The sequence below is a fragment of the Geodermatophilus sp. SYSU D00879 genome (assembly GCF_054050375.1).
In genome coordinates this window covers 1-17,637 of record NZ_JBJGZF010000024.1, presented here as the reverse complement: position 1 = coordinate 17,637, position 17,637 = coordinate 1, and the positions used below count along the sequence as shown (strand labels likewise).

Sequence of the window (17,637 nt, the reverse complement as noted above, 5' to 3'; positions counted from 1 at the left end):
GAGGGGCCGGGGATGGCACGCACGCAGCCGCGCGCCCCGCGCGAGGGCCGCCGCCCGCTGATCGCGGGCAACTGGAAGATGCACATGACGCACCTGGAGGCCATCGGCCTGGTGCAGAAGCTGGTCTTCAGCCTCAAGGAGCGCGAGCTCGACGACGCCGAGGTCGTCGTGCTCCCGCCGTTCACCGCGCTGCGCAGCGTGCAGACGCTGGTCACCGGCGACAAGCTGCCGGTCGGCTACGGCGCGCAGGACCTGTCGGCGCACGACTCCGGCGCCTACACCGGCGAGGTCAGCGGCGCGATGCTCGCCGCGCTGGCCTGCGGCTTCGTCGTCGTCGGCCACTCCGAGCGGCGCGCGCTGCACGGCGAGGACGACGCCACGGTGGCCGCGAAGGTGCAGGCCGCGCTGCGGCACGGCCTCACGCCGATCCTGTGCGTGGGCGAGGGCCTCGACGTCCGCCGCGCCGGGCAGCACGTCCCGCACTGCACCGACCAGCTCGACGCCGCGCTCGAGGGGCTCTCCGCCGACCAGGTGCGCGCGGTCGTGCTGGCCTACGAGCCGGTGTGGGCGATCGGCACCGGCGAGGTGGCCACCCCCGAGGACGCCCAGGAGGTCTGCGGCGCACTCCGGTCCCGCCTCGACGGGCGTTTCGGCCCGGAGACGGCCGCGGCGGTCCGTATCCTCTACGGCGGGTCGGTGAAGGCCGCGAACACGGCCGGGATCCTGGCCGGGCCGGACGTCGACGGTGCACTGGTCGGGGGCGCGAGCCTGGACGCCGACGAGTTCGCGCAGATCTGTCGGATCGCCGCAGGCGGCAGCTAGCCCGCGGCCGCACGGGAGCGGGTGGGTGGACAGCACGCTGCAGGGACCCGCCCGCTCCCGGGGCCGCCGCCTGCCCGAGTGGCTGCGCGGCACGCCCGGGCGCGTCCTCGGGCTCGCCCTCGTCGTCCTGCTCGTCGTCGCGGTGGCCGTGAGCTGCGGCGGCGGCGGGGACGGCGACAGCGGCGTCCCGGTGCTCGGCGACGGGCCCGACGCCGGCGTCGACGGCGTCCGCGCGCCCTCGGACGCGACCGGCGGCACGCTGCGCGTGGTCACCAGCGAGGTCGACAGCCTCGACCCGCAGCGGTCCTACCAGCCCGGCGTGTGGAACCTCATGCGGCTCTACACCCGCACGCTGGTCACCTACGCCAGCGAGCCCGACCGCACCGGCGAGCTGGTCCCCGACCTCGCCACCGACCTCGGCACCACCCCCGACGGCGGCCTGAGCTGGACGTTCACCCTCAAGCAGGGCGCCCGGTTCGAGAACGGCCGGGCGATCACCTCGCGCGACGTCAAGTACGGCATCGAGCGGTCCTTCGCCTCCGACGTCGTCGTGGGGGGGCCCACCTACGTCGTCGACCTGCTCGACGACCCCGAGAACCCCTACGCCGGGCCGTACCAGGACGAGACCCCGGGGAAGCTGGGGCTGGCCGCGATCGAGACGCCCGACGACGCCACGATCACCTTCCGGCTGCGCTCGGCCCAGCCCGACTTCCCCTACGTGCTGGCGCTGCCCTCGAGCAGCCCGGTGCCGATCGAGAACGACACCGGAGCCGGCTACGGCAGCGACCCGGTCTCCTCCGGCCCCTACGCGGTTACCACCGTCGACGCCGCGACCGGGATCGTCCTCGACCGCAACCCGCAGTGGGACCCGGCCACCGACGAGGTCCGCACGGCGCTGCCCGACCGCGTCGTCGTCCGCACCGGGCTGTCCACCCTGGAGCGCGACCAGCAGCTGCTCGCCGGCTCGGCCGACGTCGACGTCTCCGGCGCCGGCCTGCACGCGGCCACCGCCGCCCGGCTGGCCGAGGGCGCCGGGGGTGACGTGCCGCTGACCGACCGGGTCGACGACCTGACCACCGGCGCGGTGCGGCTGCTCGCGCTGCCCACCGACGTCGCGCCGATGAACGACCCGAACTGCCGCGCCGCGGTGGCCGCCGCGATCGACCGCGGCGCCGTCCAGGAGGTCGCCGGCGGCGCGGACAACGCCGTCCGCACCTCGCAGCTGTGGCCGCGGTCCCTGGGCGGCGGGCCGGAGGACCCCGACCCCGGCCCCGACCCCGACGCCGCCCGGGAGGCGCTGGCCGCCTGCGGGCAGCCCGACGGGTTCCACACGGTGCTCGCCGTGCCCGACGCCCAGGCCAGCGTCGCGGTGGCCGAGGAGGTCGTCGCGCAGCTCGCCGAGGTGGGGATCGAGGCGGAGCTGCGCCCGCTGCCGGCGACCAGCTTCTACGCCACCGACGTCGGCAGCCCGGACAACGTGGCGCGCAACGGCTTCGGCATCGTCCTGGCCACCTGGACCGCCGACTTCCCGACGCCGGGCTCGTTCCTCGTGCCGCTGGTCGACGGCCGCTCCGTGAGCCTGGTCGGCAACACGAACTACGCCCGGCTCACCGACCCGGCGATCTCCGGGCTGGTCGACGCCGCCCGCGCCGCCGCCGACCCCGAGGCCGCGCGCGGCGCCTGGCGGGAGGTCGCGGCGGCGGCCGGCGGGACCGGCGCCTACGTGCCGCTGGTGGAGACGCGGGTGCAGCTCCTGGCCGGGCAGCGGCTGCGCAACGGGCTGGTCATGGAGCCCTACGCGGGGCACGACCTGGCCACCGCGGGCGTGCGCTGACCGGGGCGCCTGCGGGCACCGGTTACGCTGGGGCCATGGTCGAGCTCGTCCTCAACGTGCTGCTGGTCCTCACCAGCGTGCTGCTCGTGGTGCTGATCCTGCTGCACCGGGGCAAGGGCGGTGGCCTGTCCTCGATGTTCGGCGGCGCGGTCTCCTCCCAGCTGTCCGGCTCCTCGGTCGTCGAGAAGAACCTCAACCGGCTCACCGTGTTCACCGGCCTGATCTGGACGGTGTGCATCGTGGCGCTGGGCATCCTCCTCAAGGTCTGAACCCCGGCTGCCCCTGGTCGCGGCGAAATAGTGACCGGGGAGACATCCTCAGGCCCTAGACTGCCCGCGCGGCGTGGTCACGCGCCGTGACGATCCAGCAGGCAGGTCGGAACGAGGGGGCGCTCGTGGCTGGTGGCAACGCGATCCGGGGGACCCGGGTCGGCGCGGGTCCGATGGGTGAGGCCGAGCGCGGTGAGGCGGCCCCGCGGCACCGCGTCGGCTACTGGTGCAGCTCGGGACACGAGACGCGGGTGGCCTTCGCCACCGACGCGGAGGTCCCCGAGACCTGGGACTGCCCGCGCTGCGGTCTCCCCGCCGGTCAGGACCCGCAGGCGCCCCCGCCGGCGCCGCGGACCGAGCCGTACAAGACGCACCTCGCCTACGTGCGCGAGCGGCGCAGCGACGCCGACGGCGACGCCCTCCTCGAGGAGGCCCTCGCCAAGCTCCGGGCCCGCCGCGGCGCCTAGAACTCCCGTCTGATCGCCCCGGCGGCGGCCTCGTGGGCCTCCGCCGGGGCGTCGGGCGTGCCCGGCGCCAGCAGCCCGCGGCCGCCGACCAGCGGCCCGCCCTCGCGGTGCGGCGCCAGGTTGACGTGGAAGTGCGGGACGCGGTCGCCGAAGACGCAGGCGTACACCCGGTCCGCGCCCGTCGCGTCCCGCACCGCGCGCGTGCTGCGCGCCAGCACGGGACCGAACGTCGTCGCCTCGTCGCCGTCGAGGTCGGTCACCGAGGGGACGTGCCGCCGGGTCTCCAGGTGGCAGAACCCCGGCAGCGCCCCGCGGAGCACGACCGACAGCCGCCACAGGTCGTCCTCCCACACCCGCGTGCGGGAGAAGAACGCGTCGGCCTCCCCGACGTCGCACAGCAGGCACGACTCGGGGGTCACGGCCGCAGCATCGCGCCGCGGCCCCCGGCGCGCCAGGCGGTCACCGCCCGCCGGTGCCGGACACCCACGCGGCGCGGCGGTGGTCCCACCAGCGGTCCCGCCGCACGGGCCGGTGGGCCACCCGCGCCAGGTGGTCCGCGCCGAGGAAGGCCCGCCGCAGGCCGGCGCTGAGCCCGTCGAACGGCGAGGCCTGCGAGCGGTGCTCGGCGATGGCCGCCTCCCGCCGGTCGAGCACGGCCGTGACGTCCAGGACGTCGGTGACCTCCGCGTCGGGCCGGCCGAGGACCGCCGGGTCGATCGCGTGGTAGGCGGTGTCCGGCCGCAGCGTGCGCATCTCCTCGAGCCAGCGCCGCATCAGCGCGTTGGGCAGGCAGTGCTCGACGAGCAGTGGGCCCGGAGCGTCCCGCAGCGCCGCGGCCACCGCCGCGCGGACGTGCAGGTGGTCGCGGTGGCCGTCGCTCCCGTCGAGGACGAGCACCACGTGCGGCCGGACGTCGGCCACCAGCCGGCCGACGACGCCGGCCACGTCGGCGAGGGACGCTGCGCACAGCGAGCCGCGCGGCGCCGGGCCGTCGAAGCCGGAGTCCCGCCAGCCGAGCAGTTCCACGCGGGCGACGCCGAGGTGCTCCGCGGCGCGGTACAGCTCCGCCTCGCGCACGGCGCCGAGGTCGGCCGCGTCGGGCAGCCCCGGCCCGGGCTCGCCGGCCTCGCCGCGGGTGGCGCAGGCCACGGTCACCCGGGCGCCGAGAGCGGCGGCGCGGGCCACGGTGGAGCCGCAGCCGAAGGACTCGTCGTCGGGGTGCGCGACGACGACCAGCCAGCGGTCACCGGGACGCACGTCGACGACGGGGTCGCGGACGGGAGGGGCGGGGAGGACGGTCGCAGCGGTCATGGACCGGACACTGACGGCCGCGTCTGGACGGGCTCTTGCGGTCCTCTGGTGCCGGCGCCGTCCAGCGCTGCGGCCCGCAGCCGGGTGAGCTCGCGCACGCGGAACCGCTCGCCGCGCTCGGCGACGGCGAGGCCCGCGTCGCACATCGCGACCGCCGCGGCCGGCTCCCCGGCGGCCAGGGCGGTCGCGGCCAGCAGCCCGAGGAACACCGAGCGGCCGGCGGCCAGCCCCTGGTCGGCCAGCACGGCGTGCGCCGCGCGCATCTCCGCGAGGCCCGCCCGCGGGTCGTCGCGGGCGCGCAGCCAGCCCTCCGCGAAACGCACCACCGCGGACGGGTAGCGATAGCGCTCCCACGCCGGCTCGTGCAGGGGCAGCGCCACCAGCCGGCGCACCCGCGCGGCGTCGCCGTCCAGCAGCGCGAGGACCAGCGCCCAGCGCCGGGCGAACCCGGCCGCGCCGAGCCCGGCCCGCTCCGCGGCCGCGAGCGCGGCGTCGGAGGAGGCGAGCGACTCCTCCCGCCGGCCCAGCAGCCACTGGCACAGCGCGCGGACGACGGCGATGCGGGTGGGCGGGGAGAAGGCCAGCGACCGCCGCAGGTCCACCCCGCCGCCGGCCACCAGCACCTCCGCGCGGCCGGCCGCGGCCAGCCCGTCCGCGGGGCGGTCCTGCATCCAGCGCACGACGGCGGTGATGTCCTCGGTCAGGTACGCGGCGGTCGGGTCGCCGAGCGCGGCGGCCAGCTCCGCCATGCGGGCCACGGTGGTGTCGGCGTCGTCGAGCCGGCCCACCTGGCACTGGAACAGCGTGGCCACCCACAGCAGCTCGACGTCGTCGGGGGAGGCCGGGTCGGGCACCTCCCAGGCGGCCACCAGCCGCCCGTACTCGCGGATGCTCGGGCTGTCGTACCCGGCCGACCAGGCGTCGGCGTAGGCGGTGCGGCTGAGCGCGCGCAGCTCGCGCCGGCGCCGGTCGGGCCCGGCGGGCAGGGCGGCCGCCGCGCCCAGCAGGTGCCCGCCGAGCTCGCGCAGCTGGTCGAGGGCCGACACCCGCACCGCGTGGTCGGTGGCCCGCTCCAGCCAGGGGACCGCCGCGGCCCCGCCGTCCAGGGCCCGGGCGGCGAGCAGGTGCCCGGCGATCCGCGACGCCTGCTCCGGGTCGTCGCCGGCGCGCGCGGCCAGCCGCTCGCCGAGCGCGCGGTGCAGCCGCGCGGTGCGGGCGCTGGACAGCCCGCCGCGCAGCACCGCGCCGAGCAGCGCGTGCGCCACGGCGAAGGTGCCCCCGCCGGCGTCGACGGCGAGCCGGGCGCCGACGGCGGTCTCGAGCGCCTCCAGCGCGTCGTCGACGGGGACGCCGGTGACCGCGGCGAGGTCCTCGGCCGACGCGGGGCCGCCCGCGACCGCCGCCGCGGCCAGCAGCTCCGGCACCGGCGCCGGCCGGTGCAGCACCCGCTGGCGGAGGACGTCGTGCACCGCCGCGGGCACCCCGCCGACGGGCCGGCCGCGCCCGGACGGGACGGCGGCGTCCGCGGCCGCCGACGCCCGGGCCAGCTCGAGGGCGAAGAACGGGTTGCCGTCGGCGCGGGTGACGACGTCCCGCACCTCCCGGTCGCCGAGCGCGGAACCGGCGACGTCGCGCACGAGGTCGGTGACCGCGCCGTCGGCCAGCGGCTCGAGGTCCAGCCGCGTCAGGCGCGGGGACCGGCCGAGGGCGGCCAGGGTGTCGAGCAGGGCCGGCGGGCCGGCCTCGCCGCTGCGCAGGGCCAGCGCGAGCACGACCGGCGTGCCCGGCACCTCCTCGGCCAGGCCGGCGACCAGCCGCAGCGTGGCCGGGTCCGCGGCGTGCAGGTCGTCGAGGGCGAGGACAGCCGGACGGCCCCCGGCGGTCAGCAGGGCGCGGAGGGCGTCGGTGAGGTGGACGAGCACCATGGCCGGGTCGATGCCGCCGTCGGCGGAGGTGGTGCCACCCAGGCCCGGGAGCACGTCCCGCAGCGGGCCGAGCACCCGGGCCAGCTCCGCCTGCGCGGCGGGCCCGAGGCCGGGCAGGGCCGAGCGCAGGACGGCGAGCACGGGCCAGTACGGGGGTGCAGCGAGCCCGTCGCGGCAGGTGCCGGTGTGGTGAGCGCCCCCGGCCGAGGACGCCGCGCCGCCGAGCCACCGCAGCAGCGCGGTCTTGCCCATCCCGGCGTCGCCGGTGAGCAGGACCACCGACCCCGCGCCGGTCGCGGCGTCGCCGAGCACCCGGGTGAGCAGCGCGCACTCGCCCTCCCGGCCCCGCAGCGGCGCCGCCGCTGCCACCGGTGCCGGTGCCGGTGCCGGTGCGGGCGGGGGAGCGGGCTGCAGGCCCGGGTCGTGGTCGAGGATCTGCGCCTCCAGCCGGCGCAGCCCGGGCCCGGGGTCGAGGCCGAGCTCGTCGCGCAGCAGCCGCCGGCCCTCGGCGAGCACGGCCAGCGCCTCGGCGGACCGGCCCGAGCGGTACAGCGCCCGCGCGAGGGACTCGCGCGCCTGCTCGCGCAGCGGGTGGGCGGTGACGTGGGCCTGCAGCTCGGCGACGGCGCGGCCCGGGTCGCCGAGCGCGAGCAGGGCGCCGGCCCGCAGCTCGACCGCCTCCTGCCGGAGCGTCTCCCAGCGGTCGGCCGCGGCGCGGGCGAAGGGCTCGTCGGCGAACTCCGCCAGCGCCGGGCCGCGCCAGAGTCCCAGCGCCTCGTCGAGCAGCGCGACGGCCCGCCCGGCGCCGGACGGCGGCAGCCCGCGCGCCTCGCCGAGGAGGCGCTCGAAGCGGGCGGCGTCGACCTCGACCGACTCCCGCGCCAGCCGGTAGCCCGGCGGGGCGGTGAGGAGCACCGAGCCGCTCGACCGCGGTGCCCGGCCGGGCTCGAGCGCGCGGCGCAGGTGCGCGATGGAGCTGTGCAGGGACGCGATGGCCCGCGGCGGCGGGTCGCCGCTCCACACCAGGTCCACGAGCCGGTCGGCGGGGACCAGCCGGCCGGCCTCGAGGACGAGCACCGAGAGCACGGCGCGCTGCAGGCGGGCGCCGATCGGGACGGGGACGTCGTCCCGGCGGACCTCCAGCGGGCCCAGGACCCCGATCCGCAGCACCCCGGCCCCTCAGCCGGCGGCGCCCGCGCGCCCGGCCCCCTCGTCCTCGGCACCCGGCAGGCGGCTCGCCGCGGCCGCGTCGAGCAGCCAGCGGGTCGCGCGGCGGCCGCGGGCCCCGGCGGCCGGGACCTCGGTGCGGTCGGCGCCGCCCAGCGCCCGCGCCACGGCCTCGGCCTTGCCCTCCCCGGACACCAGCAGCCAGACCTCCTCGGCGGCGGTGATCGCGGCGAAGCCGAGGCTCACCCGTGTCGGTGGCGGCTTCGGGCAGTCCCGCACCGGCACCACGGTCCGCTCGTCGGTCACCGCGGGGGAGTCCGGGAAGATCGACGCCACGTGGCCCTCGGCGCCCATCCCGAGCAGCAGGACGTCGAGCCGGGGGAGCGGATCCCCGGTCCCGGCGTCGCGGGCGGCGTCGGCCAGCGTCCCGGCGTACCAGTCCGCGGCCTCCTCGGGGGTGTCGAAGCCGGCGTCGGACGCCGGGATCGCGTGCACCCGCTCCGGCGGCGCCCCGACCCGGTCCAGCAGCGCCGCGCGGGCGCCCTTCTCGTTGCGCTCGTCGTCGTCGGCGGGGACGAACCGCTCGTCGCCCCACCAGACGTCGACCGCGGTCCAGTCGACCGCCTGACCGGGCGCCGGCTCCTCGGCCAGCTCCGCGGCGTGCCGCAGCACCGCCGTCCCGATCCCGCCGCCGGTGAGCACCACCGACGCCGTCCCGTGCACCGCCTGGGCGGCGGCCAGCCGCGCGACCAGCGCGGACGCCACCGCCCGCGCCAGCCGCTCCGCGTCGGGCTCGACGACGATCTCGGGCGTGGGGCCCTCGATCCGCTCCGCGAGCGCCTCGGCGATCCGGTCCCCGGGGGGCAGCGTCACCGGACGGCCTCGGGCGCCGTCGGGTCCGGGGTGTCGTGCTCGCCGTGCTCGGCCACCTCGTCGGTGCCCTCGGAGTCCGGCGGCACCGTCGGCGCCTCGCCGTGCGGGCTGTCCACGCCGACGTCGTCCTTCGCGAACGGCGCGCCGGCCTGCTCGGCCGGGTCCACCCACACGTGCGCGCGCACCGGCGCCCGGCCGGCCAGGCCGGTCACCCCGGTGGTGGCCTCCAGCGCCTCGGCGTAGGGCTCGTCGGGGTCCAGCCGGCGCAGCTCCTCGCCGAGCAGGTCGCCGAGCGTGCGGTCGGGCAGCGCCATCGTGGCGTCGGGCCGGTACGGCTGGCTGATCACCGCGCCGCCGCGGCGGTCGGCGTGCACCCGCACCTCCTCGTCCTGGTCCAGGGACAGCAGCACCGAGTCGATGCCGCTGGGCCCGGGGTGCCGGGTGGCCTGCACGACCTCGACCGCGCTGCCGGTGCGGGACGCGAGCCAGCCGCGCAGCAGCTGCGCGGTGGCCGCCCCGGGGTCGCCCTCGACGCGGGCGCCGAGCACCTTGACCGCGTCCCCCCGGCGGCCGGACACCGAGTCCAGCGCGGAGGTGAGCGTCGCCCGCCAGCCGGTGGCGCGGGTCCAGGCCAGGTCGGTGTCGCCGGGGGAGTAGTCCTGCGCCCGGATGCGCAGCGAGGCCAGCTGGTCCGACGCCGACGTGCTGTCGGTGATCCGCCGGTCGGCGATGACCGCGAGCGCGTCGGTGCTCAGCTGCCGCGGCGGCTCGGTGTGCCACCAGGTGACCACCGGCGCGTCGGCGGCCAGCAGCGGCAGCACGACCGACTCCGCGTGCAGCGCCAGGCGCCCGTACATGCGCATGACGACCGCCTCGCCGGGGCCCAGCCGCCCGCCGATGGACACCTCGGCGTCCAGCCGCGGCACCGGGGCCTCGATCTGCCGGCGGACGACGAGCAGGATGCGGCAGGGGTGCTGCTCGGCGGCCGTCGTCGCGGCCTCCTCGGCCTCGGCCACCCGGCCCTCGTCGGCGACGACCACCAGGGTCAGCGCCACCCCCGACAGCACCGCGCCGCCGGTCCGCCGCTGGGCGGCGAGCTCCTTGACCACGGCGGAGCCGGTGGTGTCCCAGAGCGTCGTCATCGCGTCTCCTCTCCGCGGGGGCGCCTCACGGACGCCGCCACCGGCGGCCCTCGGCGGCCAGCATCTCGTCGGCGGCGCGCGGCCCCCACTCGCCGGCCCGGTAGGGGTGCGGGGTGCTGCCGGCCCAGAACTCCTCGAGCGGGTCGATGACCGCCCAGGAGGCCTCGACCTCGGCGTTGCGCGGGAACAGCGTGGCGTCGCCGAGCAGCACGTCCAGCAGCAGCCGCTCGTAGGCCTCGGGACTGGCCTCGGTGAACTGCTCGCCGTAGAGGAAGTCCATGGACACGTCCCGGACCTCCATGACGCTGCCGGGCACCTTCGACCCGAACTTGAGGGTGACCCCCTCGTCGGGCTGCACGCGCACGACCAGCTGGTTGTTGCCCAGCTCCTCGGTGTCGGTGTCGGCGAAGGGCAGGTGCGGCGCCCGGTTGAACACCAGCGCGATCTCGGTGACCCGCCGCGGCAGCCGCTTGCCGGTGCGCAGGTAGAACGGCACGCCGGCCCAGCGGCGGGTCTCCACCCCGAGCCGGACCGCGGCGTAGGTCTCGGTCGTCGAGTGCGTGTCGACGCCGTCCTCCTGCCGGTAGCCCTTGGCCCGCTGCCCGGCCAGCCAGCCCTGCTCGTACTGGCCCCGGACGGCGAAGGTGTGCAGGTCCTCGGGCAGCGAGATGGCGCGCAGCACCTTGAGCTTCTCGGTGCGGATCTCGTCGGCCGAGAACTCGACCGGCTCCTCCATCGCGGTGAGCGCGAGCAGCTGCAGCAGGTGGTTCTGCAGCACGTCGCGGGCCGCGCCGGTCTTCTCGTAGAACCCCGCCCGGCCGCCGATGCCGACGTCCTCGGCCATGGTGATCTGCACCGAGTCCACGTGGTGGCCGTTCCAGACCGGCTCGAACAGCTCGTTGGCGAACCGCAGCGCCATGAGGTTCTGGACGGTCTCCTTGCCCAGGTAGTGGTCGATGCGGAAGACGTCCTCGGCGCTGAACACCGAGTCGACCAGCTCGTTGAGCTCCCGGCTGGAGGCCAGGTCGGTGCCGAAGGGCTTCTCGACGACGACCCGCCGCCACCGGTCCGGCGTGCTCTCGGCCATGCCGGTGCGCTGCATCTGCTTGAGCACGACGGGGAACATCGCCGGCGGGATCGACAGGTAGAACGCGGCGTTGCCGCCGATGCCGTGGCTGCTCTCCAGGTCGGCGAGGGCGTGGGCGAGCTCGTCGAAGGCGTTGTCGTCGTCGAAGGAGCCCTGGACGAACCGGACGCTGTTGGCCAGCCGCTCCCACACCTCCTCCCGCCACGGCGTGCGGGCCGCGTTGCGGGCCGCGTCCCGGGCCAGCTCGGCGAAGTCCTGGTCACCCCAGTCCCGCCGGGCGAAGCCCAGCAGCGCGAAGTTGGTCGGCAGCAGCCCGCGGTTGGCCAGGTCGTACACGGCCGGCAGCAGCTTCTTGCGGGCCAGGTCGCCGGTGATGCCGAAGACGACCAGGGCGCAGGGCTCGGGGACCCGCGGCAGCCGCCGGTCCCGCGGGTCGCGCAGCGGGTTGGGGATCACGTGCCCTCCTCGAGGGGGTGCGGGGTCAGTCGAGGGCAGCGAGGACCTGATCGATGCCGGCGGACCGGTCGGTCAGGTGCAGGTGCAGCAGCGGCCGCTGCCGGTCGGCCAGCGCCTGCCGGTCGCCGGCGGCCTGGGCGGCCTGCAGCGTGCCGAAGGAGTACGGCCGGTCGGGCACCGGGAGGTCCTGCGTCACCGCGCCGGTGAGCTGCAGGAACGCGCCGACCTGCGGACCGCCCTTGTGGTACTGGCCGGTCGAGTGCAGGAAGCGCGGGCCCCACCCGAAGGTCACCGCGTGCTCCGTGCGGCGGGCCAACGCGGCGCGCAGCTCCCCGGCCCGGGCGTCGGCCTCGCGGTCGAGGTAGGCCATGACGGCGAGGTAGCCGCGCGGCGGGACGGCGCCCAGCAGCGCGTCCAGCGCCGGCCGCAGCCCGTCGGACTGCGCGAGGTCGACGCCGTCGAGCACGCCGCCGGAGGCGTACACCTCCACCGCGCCGATCGTGGCGACCGGCCGCTCGTCGGGCAGGCCGGACTCGAGGATCCGCGAGGTGTTCTGCTTGGACTCGGTGACGTTGGGCTGGTCGAAGGGGTTGATCCCCAGCACCCGCCCGGCCACCGCGGTCGCGTACTCCCAGCCGAGGAACTGCGCGCCCAGCGGGCCGGTGACGCCGACCGATGGCCGGCCGTCGACCGGGTCGCCGTCGACGACGGCCAGCAGCGCGTCCGGCGCCTGCGCGCCCGGCGCGTCCACCGACTCCAGGACGACGGGCAGCAGCCCGCGGCCCTCCTTGCCGGTGGACTCGGCGATGAGCTGCTCGGCCCAGTCTCCGAAGCCCTCGATGCGCGGGCCGCTGCCGCCGGTGCCCTCGGCGAGGGCGACCTTGTCCCGGCCGGTGCGGAAGCCCGCGCCCATGGCGACGCCGAGCTCCAGCGCCGGGTTGCCCGGCTCGGCCAGGTGCTCGGCGAGGTCGGTGGCCTCGTCCAGCAGCGCCCCGACGTCGACCCCGGCCAGCGCCGCGGGCACCAGCCCGAACGCCGACAGGGCGCTGTAGCGGCCGCCGACGTTCGGGTCGGCGAGGAACACCGCGCGGGCGCCCATGGCGGCGGCGGTGTCGGCCAGCGGCGAGCCGGGGTCGGTGACGACGACGAACCGCCGGCCGACCTCCTTCTCGTCCAGCCCGGCCTCGGCGAACGCGGCGACGAACGCCCGCCGGTGGCTGTCGGTCTCGATCGTGCCGCCGGACTTGGAGCTGACCACGACCACGGTGCGGTCGAGGTCGGTCATCGCCGCGAGGACCTGACCGGGGTCGGTGGTGTCGAGGACCACCAGCGGCGCGCCCGCGGTGCGGCAGATGACCTCCGGCGCCAGCGAGGAGCCGCCCATGCCGCACAGGACGACGCGGTCGATCCCCTCGCCGGCGAGCTCGGCCCGCAGCTCGGCCAGCCGGGACACCAGCTCGCGCGAGGACGCGGGCAGGTCCAGCCAGCCGAGCCGGATCGAGGCCTCGCTCTCGGCCTCGGGGCCCCAGAGGGTGGCGTCCTTGGCCACCAGCCGCGCGGCGACGTCGTCGTCGGCGAGCTGGGTGCGGACCACCTCCGGGACGTCGAGGCCGGAGCAGGAGAACTCCAGGGTCATGCCTTGTCCTCGAGCTGGCCCCGCACCGAGTCGGTGAGCTCGTCCCACGAGTCGACGAACTTCTGCACGCCCTCCTCCTCGAGGACGCGGAACACGTCGTCGAGGTCGACGCCGGCGTCGGCGATGGCCTGCATCGTCGCCGCGGCGTCGTCGTAGGTCTTCTGCACCGGGGTGCCCGGCTCACCGTGGTCGGCGTAGGCCTGCAGCGTCTTCTCCGGCATCGTGTTCACGGTGCCGGGGGCGATGAGCTCGCTGACGTAGAGGGTGTCGGGGTACTCCGGGTTCTTCACCCCGGTCGAGGCCCACAGCGGCCGCTGCGGCCGGGCGCCCTTGGCCTCCAGGGCCTTCCAGCGGTCGGAGGAGAACACCTCCTCGTAGGCCTGGTAGGCCAGCTGCGCATTGGCCAGCGCCGCCTTGCCCTTGAGCTGGTCGGCGCCGGCCTTCTCCAGCCGCTTGTCGATCTCGCTGTCCACGCGGGACACGAAGAACGAGGCGACCGAGGCGATCCCGCTGAGGTCGGCGTCGGGGTCCTGCTCGAGGCGCTGCTCCAGCCCGGACAGGTAGGCGTCCATGACGGCGCGGTACCGCTCGAGGCTGAAGATCAGGGTGACGTTGACGCTGATCCCGCGGGCGATCGACGTCGTGATCGCCGGCAGGCCCTCCACGGTGGCCGGGATCTTGATGTAGAGGTTCGGCCGGTCCACCAGCCACCACAGGTGCGCGGCCTCGGCGGCCGTGGCGTCGGTGTCGTGCGCCAGGCCCGGCGCGACCTCCAGCGACACCCGGCCGTCGCCGGGCTGCCGCTCGGCCACCGGGGCGAGCAGGTCGCAGGCGTCGCGCACGTCGGAGGCGGTGATGGTGCGCAGCGCCTCCTCGACGCTCACCTTGCGCACCGCGAGGGCGTGCAACTGGTCGTCGTAGGAGTCCGACCCGCTGATCGCCGCGGCGAAGATCGTCGGGTTGGTGGTGACGCCGACGACGGAGTACTCGTCGACCAGCGACTGCAGGTTGCCGCTGCGGATGCGGTCGCGTGACAGGTCGTCGAGCCAGACGGCGACGCCCGCCTGCGACAGCTCGGCAAGCTTCTCGTTCTGTGCCATGGTCAGGTCCCTTTCCGGTGGGTCCGACGGCTCAGCGGTCGCCGGTGGGGTGGGGGAGGCCCCCGGTGGCTGCAACCGGGCCGGCCGGGACGGCGTTCCCCGCGGCGGCCGCCTCGATCGACTCGCGGGCGGCGACGACGACGGCCTCGTCGGTCAGCCCGAACTCCTCGTAGAGCACCGAGTAGGCGGCGCTCGCGCCGTAGTGGGTGAGCCCCACGATCCGGCCCGCGTCGCCGACGAACTCGCGCCAGCCCATGGGCACGCCGGCCTCGACGCTGACCCGCGCGCGGACCGAGGGCGGCAGCACCTCGTCCTTGTAGGCCTGGTCCTGGTCGGCGAACCACTCGACGCAGGGCACCGACACCACGCGGGTCGGGACGCCGTCGGCCTCCAGCCGCTCGCGGGCGGCGACGGCGATCTGCACCTCCGAGCCGGTGCCCAGCAGGATCACCTCGGGCTGCCCGTTCGAGGCGTCGGCCAGCACGTAGGCGCCGCGCGCGACGCCCTCCGCGGAGCCGAACTCCGAGCGGTCGAACACCGGCAGGTTCTGCCGGGACAGCAGCAGGCCGGCCGGGCGGTCGTTGTGCTCGAGGATCGTGCGCCAGGCGACGGTGACCTCGTTGGCGTCGGCCGGGCGGACGACGTCGAGACCGGGGATGGCCCGCAGCGCGGCGAAGTGCTCGATCGGCTGGTGCGTGGGGCCGTCCTCGCCCAGGCCGATCGAGTCGTGCGTCCACACGTAGGTCACCGGCAGCTGCATCAGCGCGGCCAGGCGGACCGCACCGCGCATGTAGTCGGAGAACGTGAGGAACGTGCCGCCGTAGACGCGGGTGCCGCCGTGCAGCGCGATGCCGTTCATGACCGCGCCCATGCCGTGCTCGCGGACGCCGAAGTGCAGCGTGCGGCCGTAGGGGCCACCGCTCCACATCTTGGTCTGGCGGTCGGCCGGCAGGAAGGACGGTTCGCCCTCGACGGCGGTGTTGTTGCTCTCCGCGAGGTCGGCCGACCCGCCCCACAGCTCGGGCAGCGCCGGGTAGAGGGCGGCGAGGACCTTGCCCGACGCCTTGCGGGTGGCCACGCCCTTGGGGTCGGCGTCGAAGGTCGGCAGGCCGTCGGCGAAACCCTCGGGCAGCCGGCGCTCGCGCATCCGCTCCAGCAGGGCGGCGCGCTCGGGGTTCTCCTGCGCCCAGGCGTCGAACCGCTCCTGCCACTGGGCGTGGGCCTTCTCGCCGGCGTCGACCACCGAGCGGGCGTGCGCGAGCACCTCGTCGTCGACCTCGAAGGTCTTCCCCGGGTCGAAGCCCAGGACCTCCTTGGTGGCGCGGACCTCGTCGTCGCCCAGCGCCGAGCCGTGCGCGGCGCCGGTGTTCTGCTTGCTCGGCGCGGGCCAGGCGATGATCGTCCGCAGCACGACGATCGACGGGCGGCGCGTCTCGGCCTTGGCGGCGGCGAAGGCGGCGTCGACGGCGGCCAGGTCCTCGCCGTCGTCGACGTGCTGCACGTGCCACCCGTAGGCCTCGTAGCGCTTGCCGACGTCCTCGGTGAAGGCGACGTTCGTGTCGTCCTCGATGGAGATCCGGTTGTCGTCGTAGACGAGGACCAGGTTGCCCAGCTGCTGGGTGCCGGCCAGCGACGACGCCTCGCCGCTGACGCCCTCCTCCAGGTCGCCGTCGGAGGCGAAGCACCAGACGGTGTGGTCGAACAGGCTCTCGCCCTCGGGGGCGTCCGGGTCGAGCAGGCCGCGCTCGCGGCGGGCGGCCATGGCCATGCCGACGGCGTTGCCGACGCCCTGGCCGAGCGGGCCGGTCGTCGTCTCCACGCCCGGGGTGTGGTTCACCTCGGGGTGGCCCGGGGTCTTCGAGCCCCAGGTCCGCAGCGCCTGCAGGTCCTCGAGCTCCAGCCCGTAGCCGGACAGGTAGAGCTGGACGTACAGCGTCAGGCTCGAGTGGCCCATCGACAGGACGAAGCGGTCGCGGGCCACCCAGTTCGGGTCCGTGGGGTCGTGCCGCAGCCACTTGTGGAACAGCAGGTAGGCCGTGGGCGCCATGCTCATCGCGGTGCCGGGGTGGCCGTTGCCGACCTTCTGGACGGCGTCCATCGCCAGCACGCGGGCGGTGTCGATGGCGCGGCGGTCGAGGTCGCCGAAGTCCTCCGGCAGCGTGGGGTGCGGCTGCCGGGGCGATCCGGTGGGGGAGTCGGTCGCGGCCTCAGCGGGGGCCTCGGACTCCGTGCTCTTCGTGTCGTCAGCCTGGGTCATGTCGGGCGGAACTCCTCGAGGTCGGCCGTGCGTGGGGCCGTCCGGGGAGCGGTGGTCCGGTGCTCCCGGGCGGACGACGTCGGGTGCGGGGCAGCGGATCGGCGTGTCCCTGGTCTCCCTCGACCCGTGACCCTCCGTCGTCGGCGACGGCCCTACCCGCAGTTCCCGCGGCGTCAACGTGATCAACCCTAGTCATCCGCACCGGTGGGCGGGGTGGCCGAGGGCTACAGTGGGCCCGTTCCATCCCCGGTTCGAAGGGACCATCGTGCTGTCTTCGTGCCCGGTGGCTCCCTGCCGTCCGTGCCTGCGCGCGGCGGAGGTCGCCCGGTGACGGCGCTCACCCAGCGGCCCGCCGTCCCGGCCCGCCGGCTGTCGGGCGTGGTCGGGGCCTACGTCGCGCTGACCAAGCCGAAGCTCGTCGAGCTGCTGCTCGTGACGACGCTGCCGGCGATGATGATGGCGGCCGACGGGTGGCCTTCCTGGCGGCTGGTGGCCGCCACGATGGTCGGCGGGATGTTCGCCGCCGGCGCGGCCAACGTGTTCAACTGCTGGTACGACCGCGACATCGACCGGCTGATGTCCCGCACGCGGAACCGGCCGATCCCCTCCGGGGTGGTGTCGCCGCGGGCGGCCCTGGTCTTCGGTGGGGCCCTCGCCGCGGCGTCGCTGGCGATCCTGTGGTTCGAGACCACGCCGCTGGCCACCGCGCTGGCCGCGGTCGCCATCCTGGCCTACTCCGTCGTCTACACGATGGTGCTCAAGCGCCGGACCCGGCACAACACGGTCTTCGGGGCGTTCCCGGGGGCGGCGCCGGTGCTCATCGGGTGGGCGGCGGTGACCGGCTCGCTCGACTGGCCGGCGCTCGCCTTCTTCGCCGTCGTCTTCTGCTGGCAGATGCCGCACTTCTGGGCGCTGGCCAGCCGCTACCGCGACGACTACGCCCGCGCGAACGTCCCCATGCTCACCGTCGTCGCGGGCCCGGAGAGCGTCGGCCGGCAGTCGGTCGCGTGGGCGTGGGCGACGCTGGGCGCCACCCTGCTCATGGGGTCGATCACCCCGGTGCTGAACTGGGCCTTCGCCATCGGCGGGGGGCTGCTCGGCGCCTGGTACGTCGCCGAGACCCACCAGTGGCTGGACCGCATCCGCGCCGCCGTGCCCGACCGGCCGATGAAGCTGTTCTCGGTGTCGATCACGCACATGACGCTGCTGTCGATCGCCATCGCCATCGACGTCCTCGTCTGACCCGCCCCGCTCCGCCGCGAGCCCGGACCCGCCTGGGGTCCGGGCTCGC

14 protein-coding genes are annotated in these 17,637 nt (G+C 76.2%); 5 read left to right on the top strand and 9 right to left on the bottom strand.

Annotated elements, in window-relative coordinates:
• Positions 1–12 precede the first annotated feature (12 nt).
• The 4 genes from tpiA (at position 13) to ACI79B_RS21330 (ending at position 3,392) form a co-directional block, all read left to right on the top strand.
• On the top strand, positions 13–822 hold the full coding sequence (tpiA, locus tag ACI79B_RS21345; RefSeq protein WP_456929789.1) for a triose-phosphate isomerase: 810 nt from the start codon (positions 13–15) through the stop codon (positions 820–822).
• A 25-nt stretch (positions 823–847) separates the two neighbouring features.
• The gene (locus ACI79B_RS21340; RefSeq protein WP_456929788.1) at positions 848–2,656 is read left to right on the top strand and encodes an ABC transporter substrate-binding protein; all 1,809 of its coding nucleotides are present in this window, start codon (positions 848–850) and stop codon (positions 2,654–2,656) included.
• 35 nt (positions 2,657–2,691) lie between these two features.
• Positions 2,692–2,925 (top strand): preprotein translocase subunit SecG, encoded by a 234-nt coding sequence (gene secG / locus ACI79B_RS21335; protein ID WP_387992967.1) that lies wholly within the window; start codon positions 2,692–2,694, stop codon positions 2,923–2,925.
• Positions 2,926–3,011: 86 nt separating this feature from the next.
• Entirely contained in the window at positions 3,012–3,392 is a 381-nt protein-coding gene (locus tag ACI79B_RS21330) for an RNA polymerase-binding protein RbpA (protein WP_456929787.1), read from the top strand.
• Here the strand turns inward: ACI79B_RS21330 and ACI79B_RS21325 are convergent.
• From ACI79B_RS21325 to tkt, 9 genes are read right to left on the bottom strand one after another with little or no spacing between them, the layout of a single operon-like run.
• The gene (locus tag ACI79B_RS21325; protein WP_456929786.1) at positions 3,389–3,811 is read right to left on the bottom strand and encodes an HIT family protein; all 423 of its coding nucleotides are present in this window, start codon (positions 3,809–3,811) and stop codon (positions 3,389–3,391) included. The genes ACI79B_RS21330 and ACI79B_RS21325 overlap by 4 nt on opposite strands.
• A gap of 40 nt (positions 3,812–3,851) precedes the next feature.
• Positions 3,852–4,703, bottom strand: a complete 852-nt coding sequence (locus ACI79B_RS21320; RefSeq protein ID WP_456929785.1) for a PIG-L deacetylase family protein — start codon at positions 4,701–4,703, stop codon at positions 3,852–3,854.
• Positions 4,700–7,798 (bottom strand): BTAD domain-containing putative transcriptional regulator, encoded by a 3,099-nt coding sequence (locus ACI79B_RS21315; protein ID WP_456929784.1) that lies wholly within the window; start codon positions 7,796–7,798, stop codon positions 4,700–4,702. Before ACI79B_RS21315 ends, ACI79B_RS21320 begins: the two co-directional genes overlap by 4 nt.
• 9 nt (positions 7,799–7,807) lie before the next feature.
• On the bottom strand, positions 7,808–8,668 hold the full coding sequence (gene pgl, locus ACI79B_RS21310) for a 6-phosphogluconolactonase (RefSeq protein WP_456929783.1): 861 nt from the start codon (positions 8,666–8,668) through the stop codon (positions 7,808–7,810).
• A complete protein-coding gene (locus ACI79B_RS21305; protein ID WP_456929782.1) occupies positions 8,665–9,810 on the bottom strand; it encodes a glucose-6-phosphate dehydrogenase assembly protein OpcA in 1,146 nt (381 codons plus the stop codon). The genes pgl and ACI79B_RS21305 overlap by 4 nt, the downstream gene beginning before the upstream one ends.
• A gap of 25 nt (positions 9,811–9,835) precedes the next feature.
• Positions 9,836–11,353 carry a glucose-6-phosphate dehydrogenase gene (gene zwf, locus ACI79B_RS21300; protein ID WP_456929781.1) on the bottom strand — a complete coding sequence of 506 codons (1,518 nt, stop codon included), beginning with the start codon at positions 11,351–11,353 and terminating at the stop codon, positions 9,836–9,838.
• Positions 11,354–11,378: 25 nt separating this feature from the next.
• A complete protein-coding gene (locus ACI79B_RS21295; RefSeq protein ID WP_456929780.1) occupies positions 11,379–12,989 on the bottom strand; it encodes a glucose-6-phosphate isomerase in 1,611 nt (536 codons plus the stop codon).
• Positions 12,986–14,089, bottom strand: a complete 1,104-nt coding sequence (tal, locus tag ACI79B_RS21290; protein WP_456929779.1) for a transaldolase — start codon at positions 14,087–14,089, stop codon at positions 12,986–12,988. Before tal ends, ACI79B_RS21295 begins: the two co-directional genes overlap by 4 nt.
• Before the next feature lie 31 nt (positions 14,090–14,120).
• Complete coding sequence (tkt, locus tag ACI79B_RS21285) at positions 14,121–16,346, bottom strand: transketolase (protein WP_456929778.1); 2,226 nt, start codon at positions 16,344–16,346, stop codon at positions 14,121–14,123.
• A 327-nt stretch (positions 16,347–16,673) separates the two neighbouring features.
• Between tkt and ACI79B_RS21280 the strand changes: the two genes are divergently transcribed.
• Positions 16,674–17,588 carry a heme o synthase gene (locus ACI79B_RS21280; protein ID WP_456929777.1) on the top strand — a complete coding sequence of 305 codons (915 nt, stop codon included), beginning with the start codon at positions 16,674–16,676 and terminating at the stop codon, positions 17,586–17,588.
• Positions 17,589–17,637: the final 49 nt, after the last annotated feature.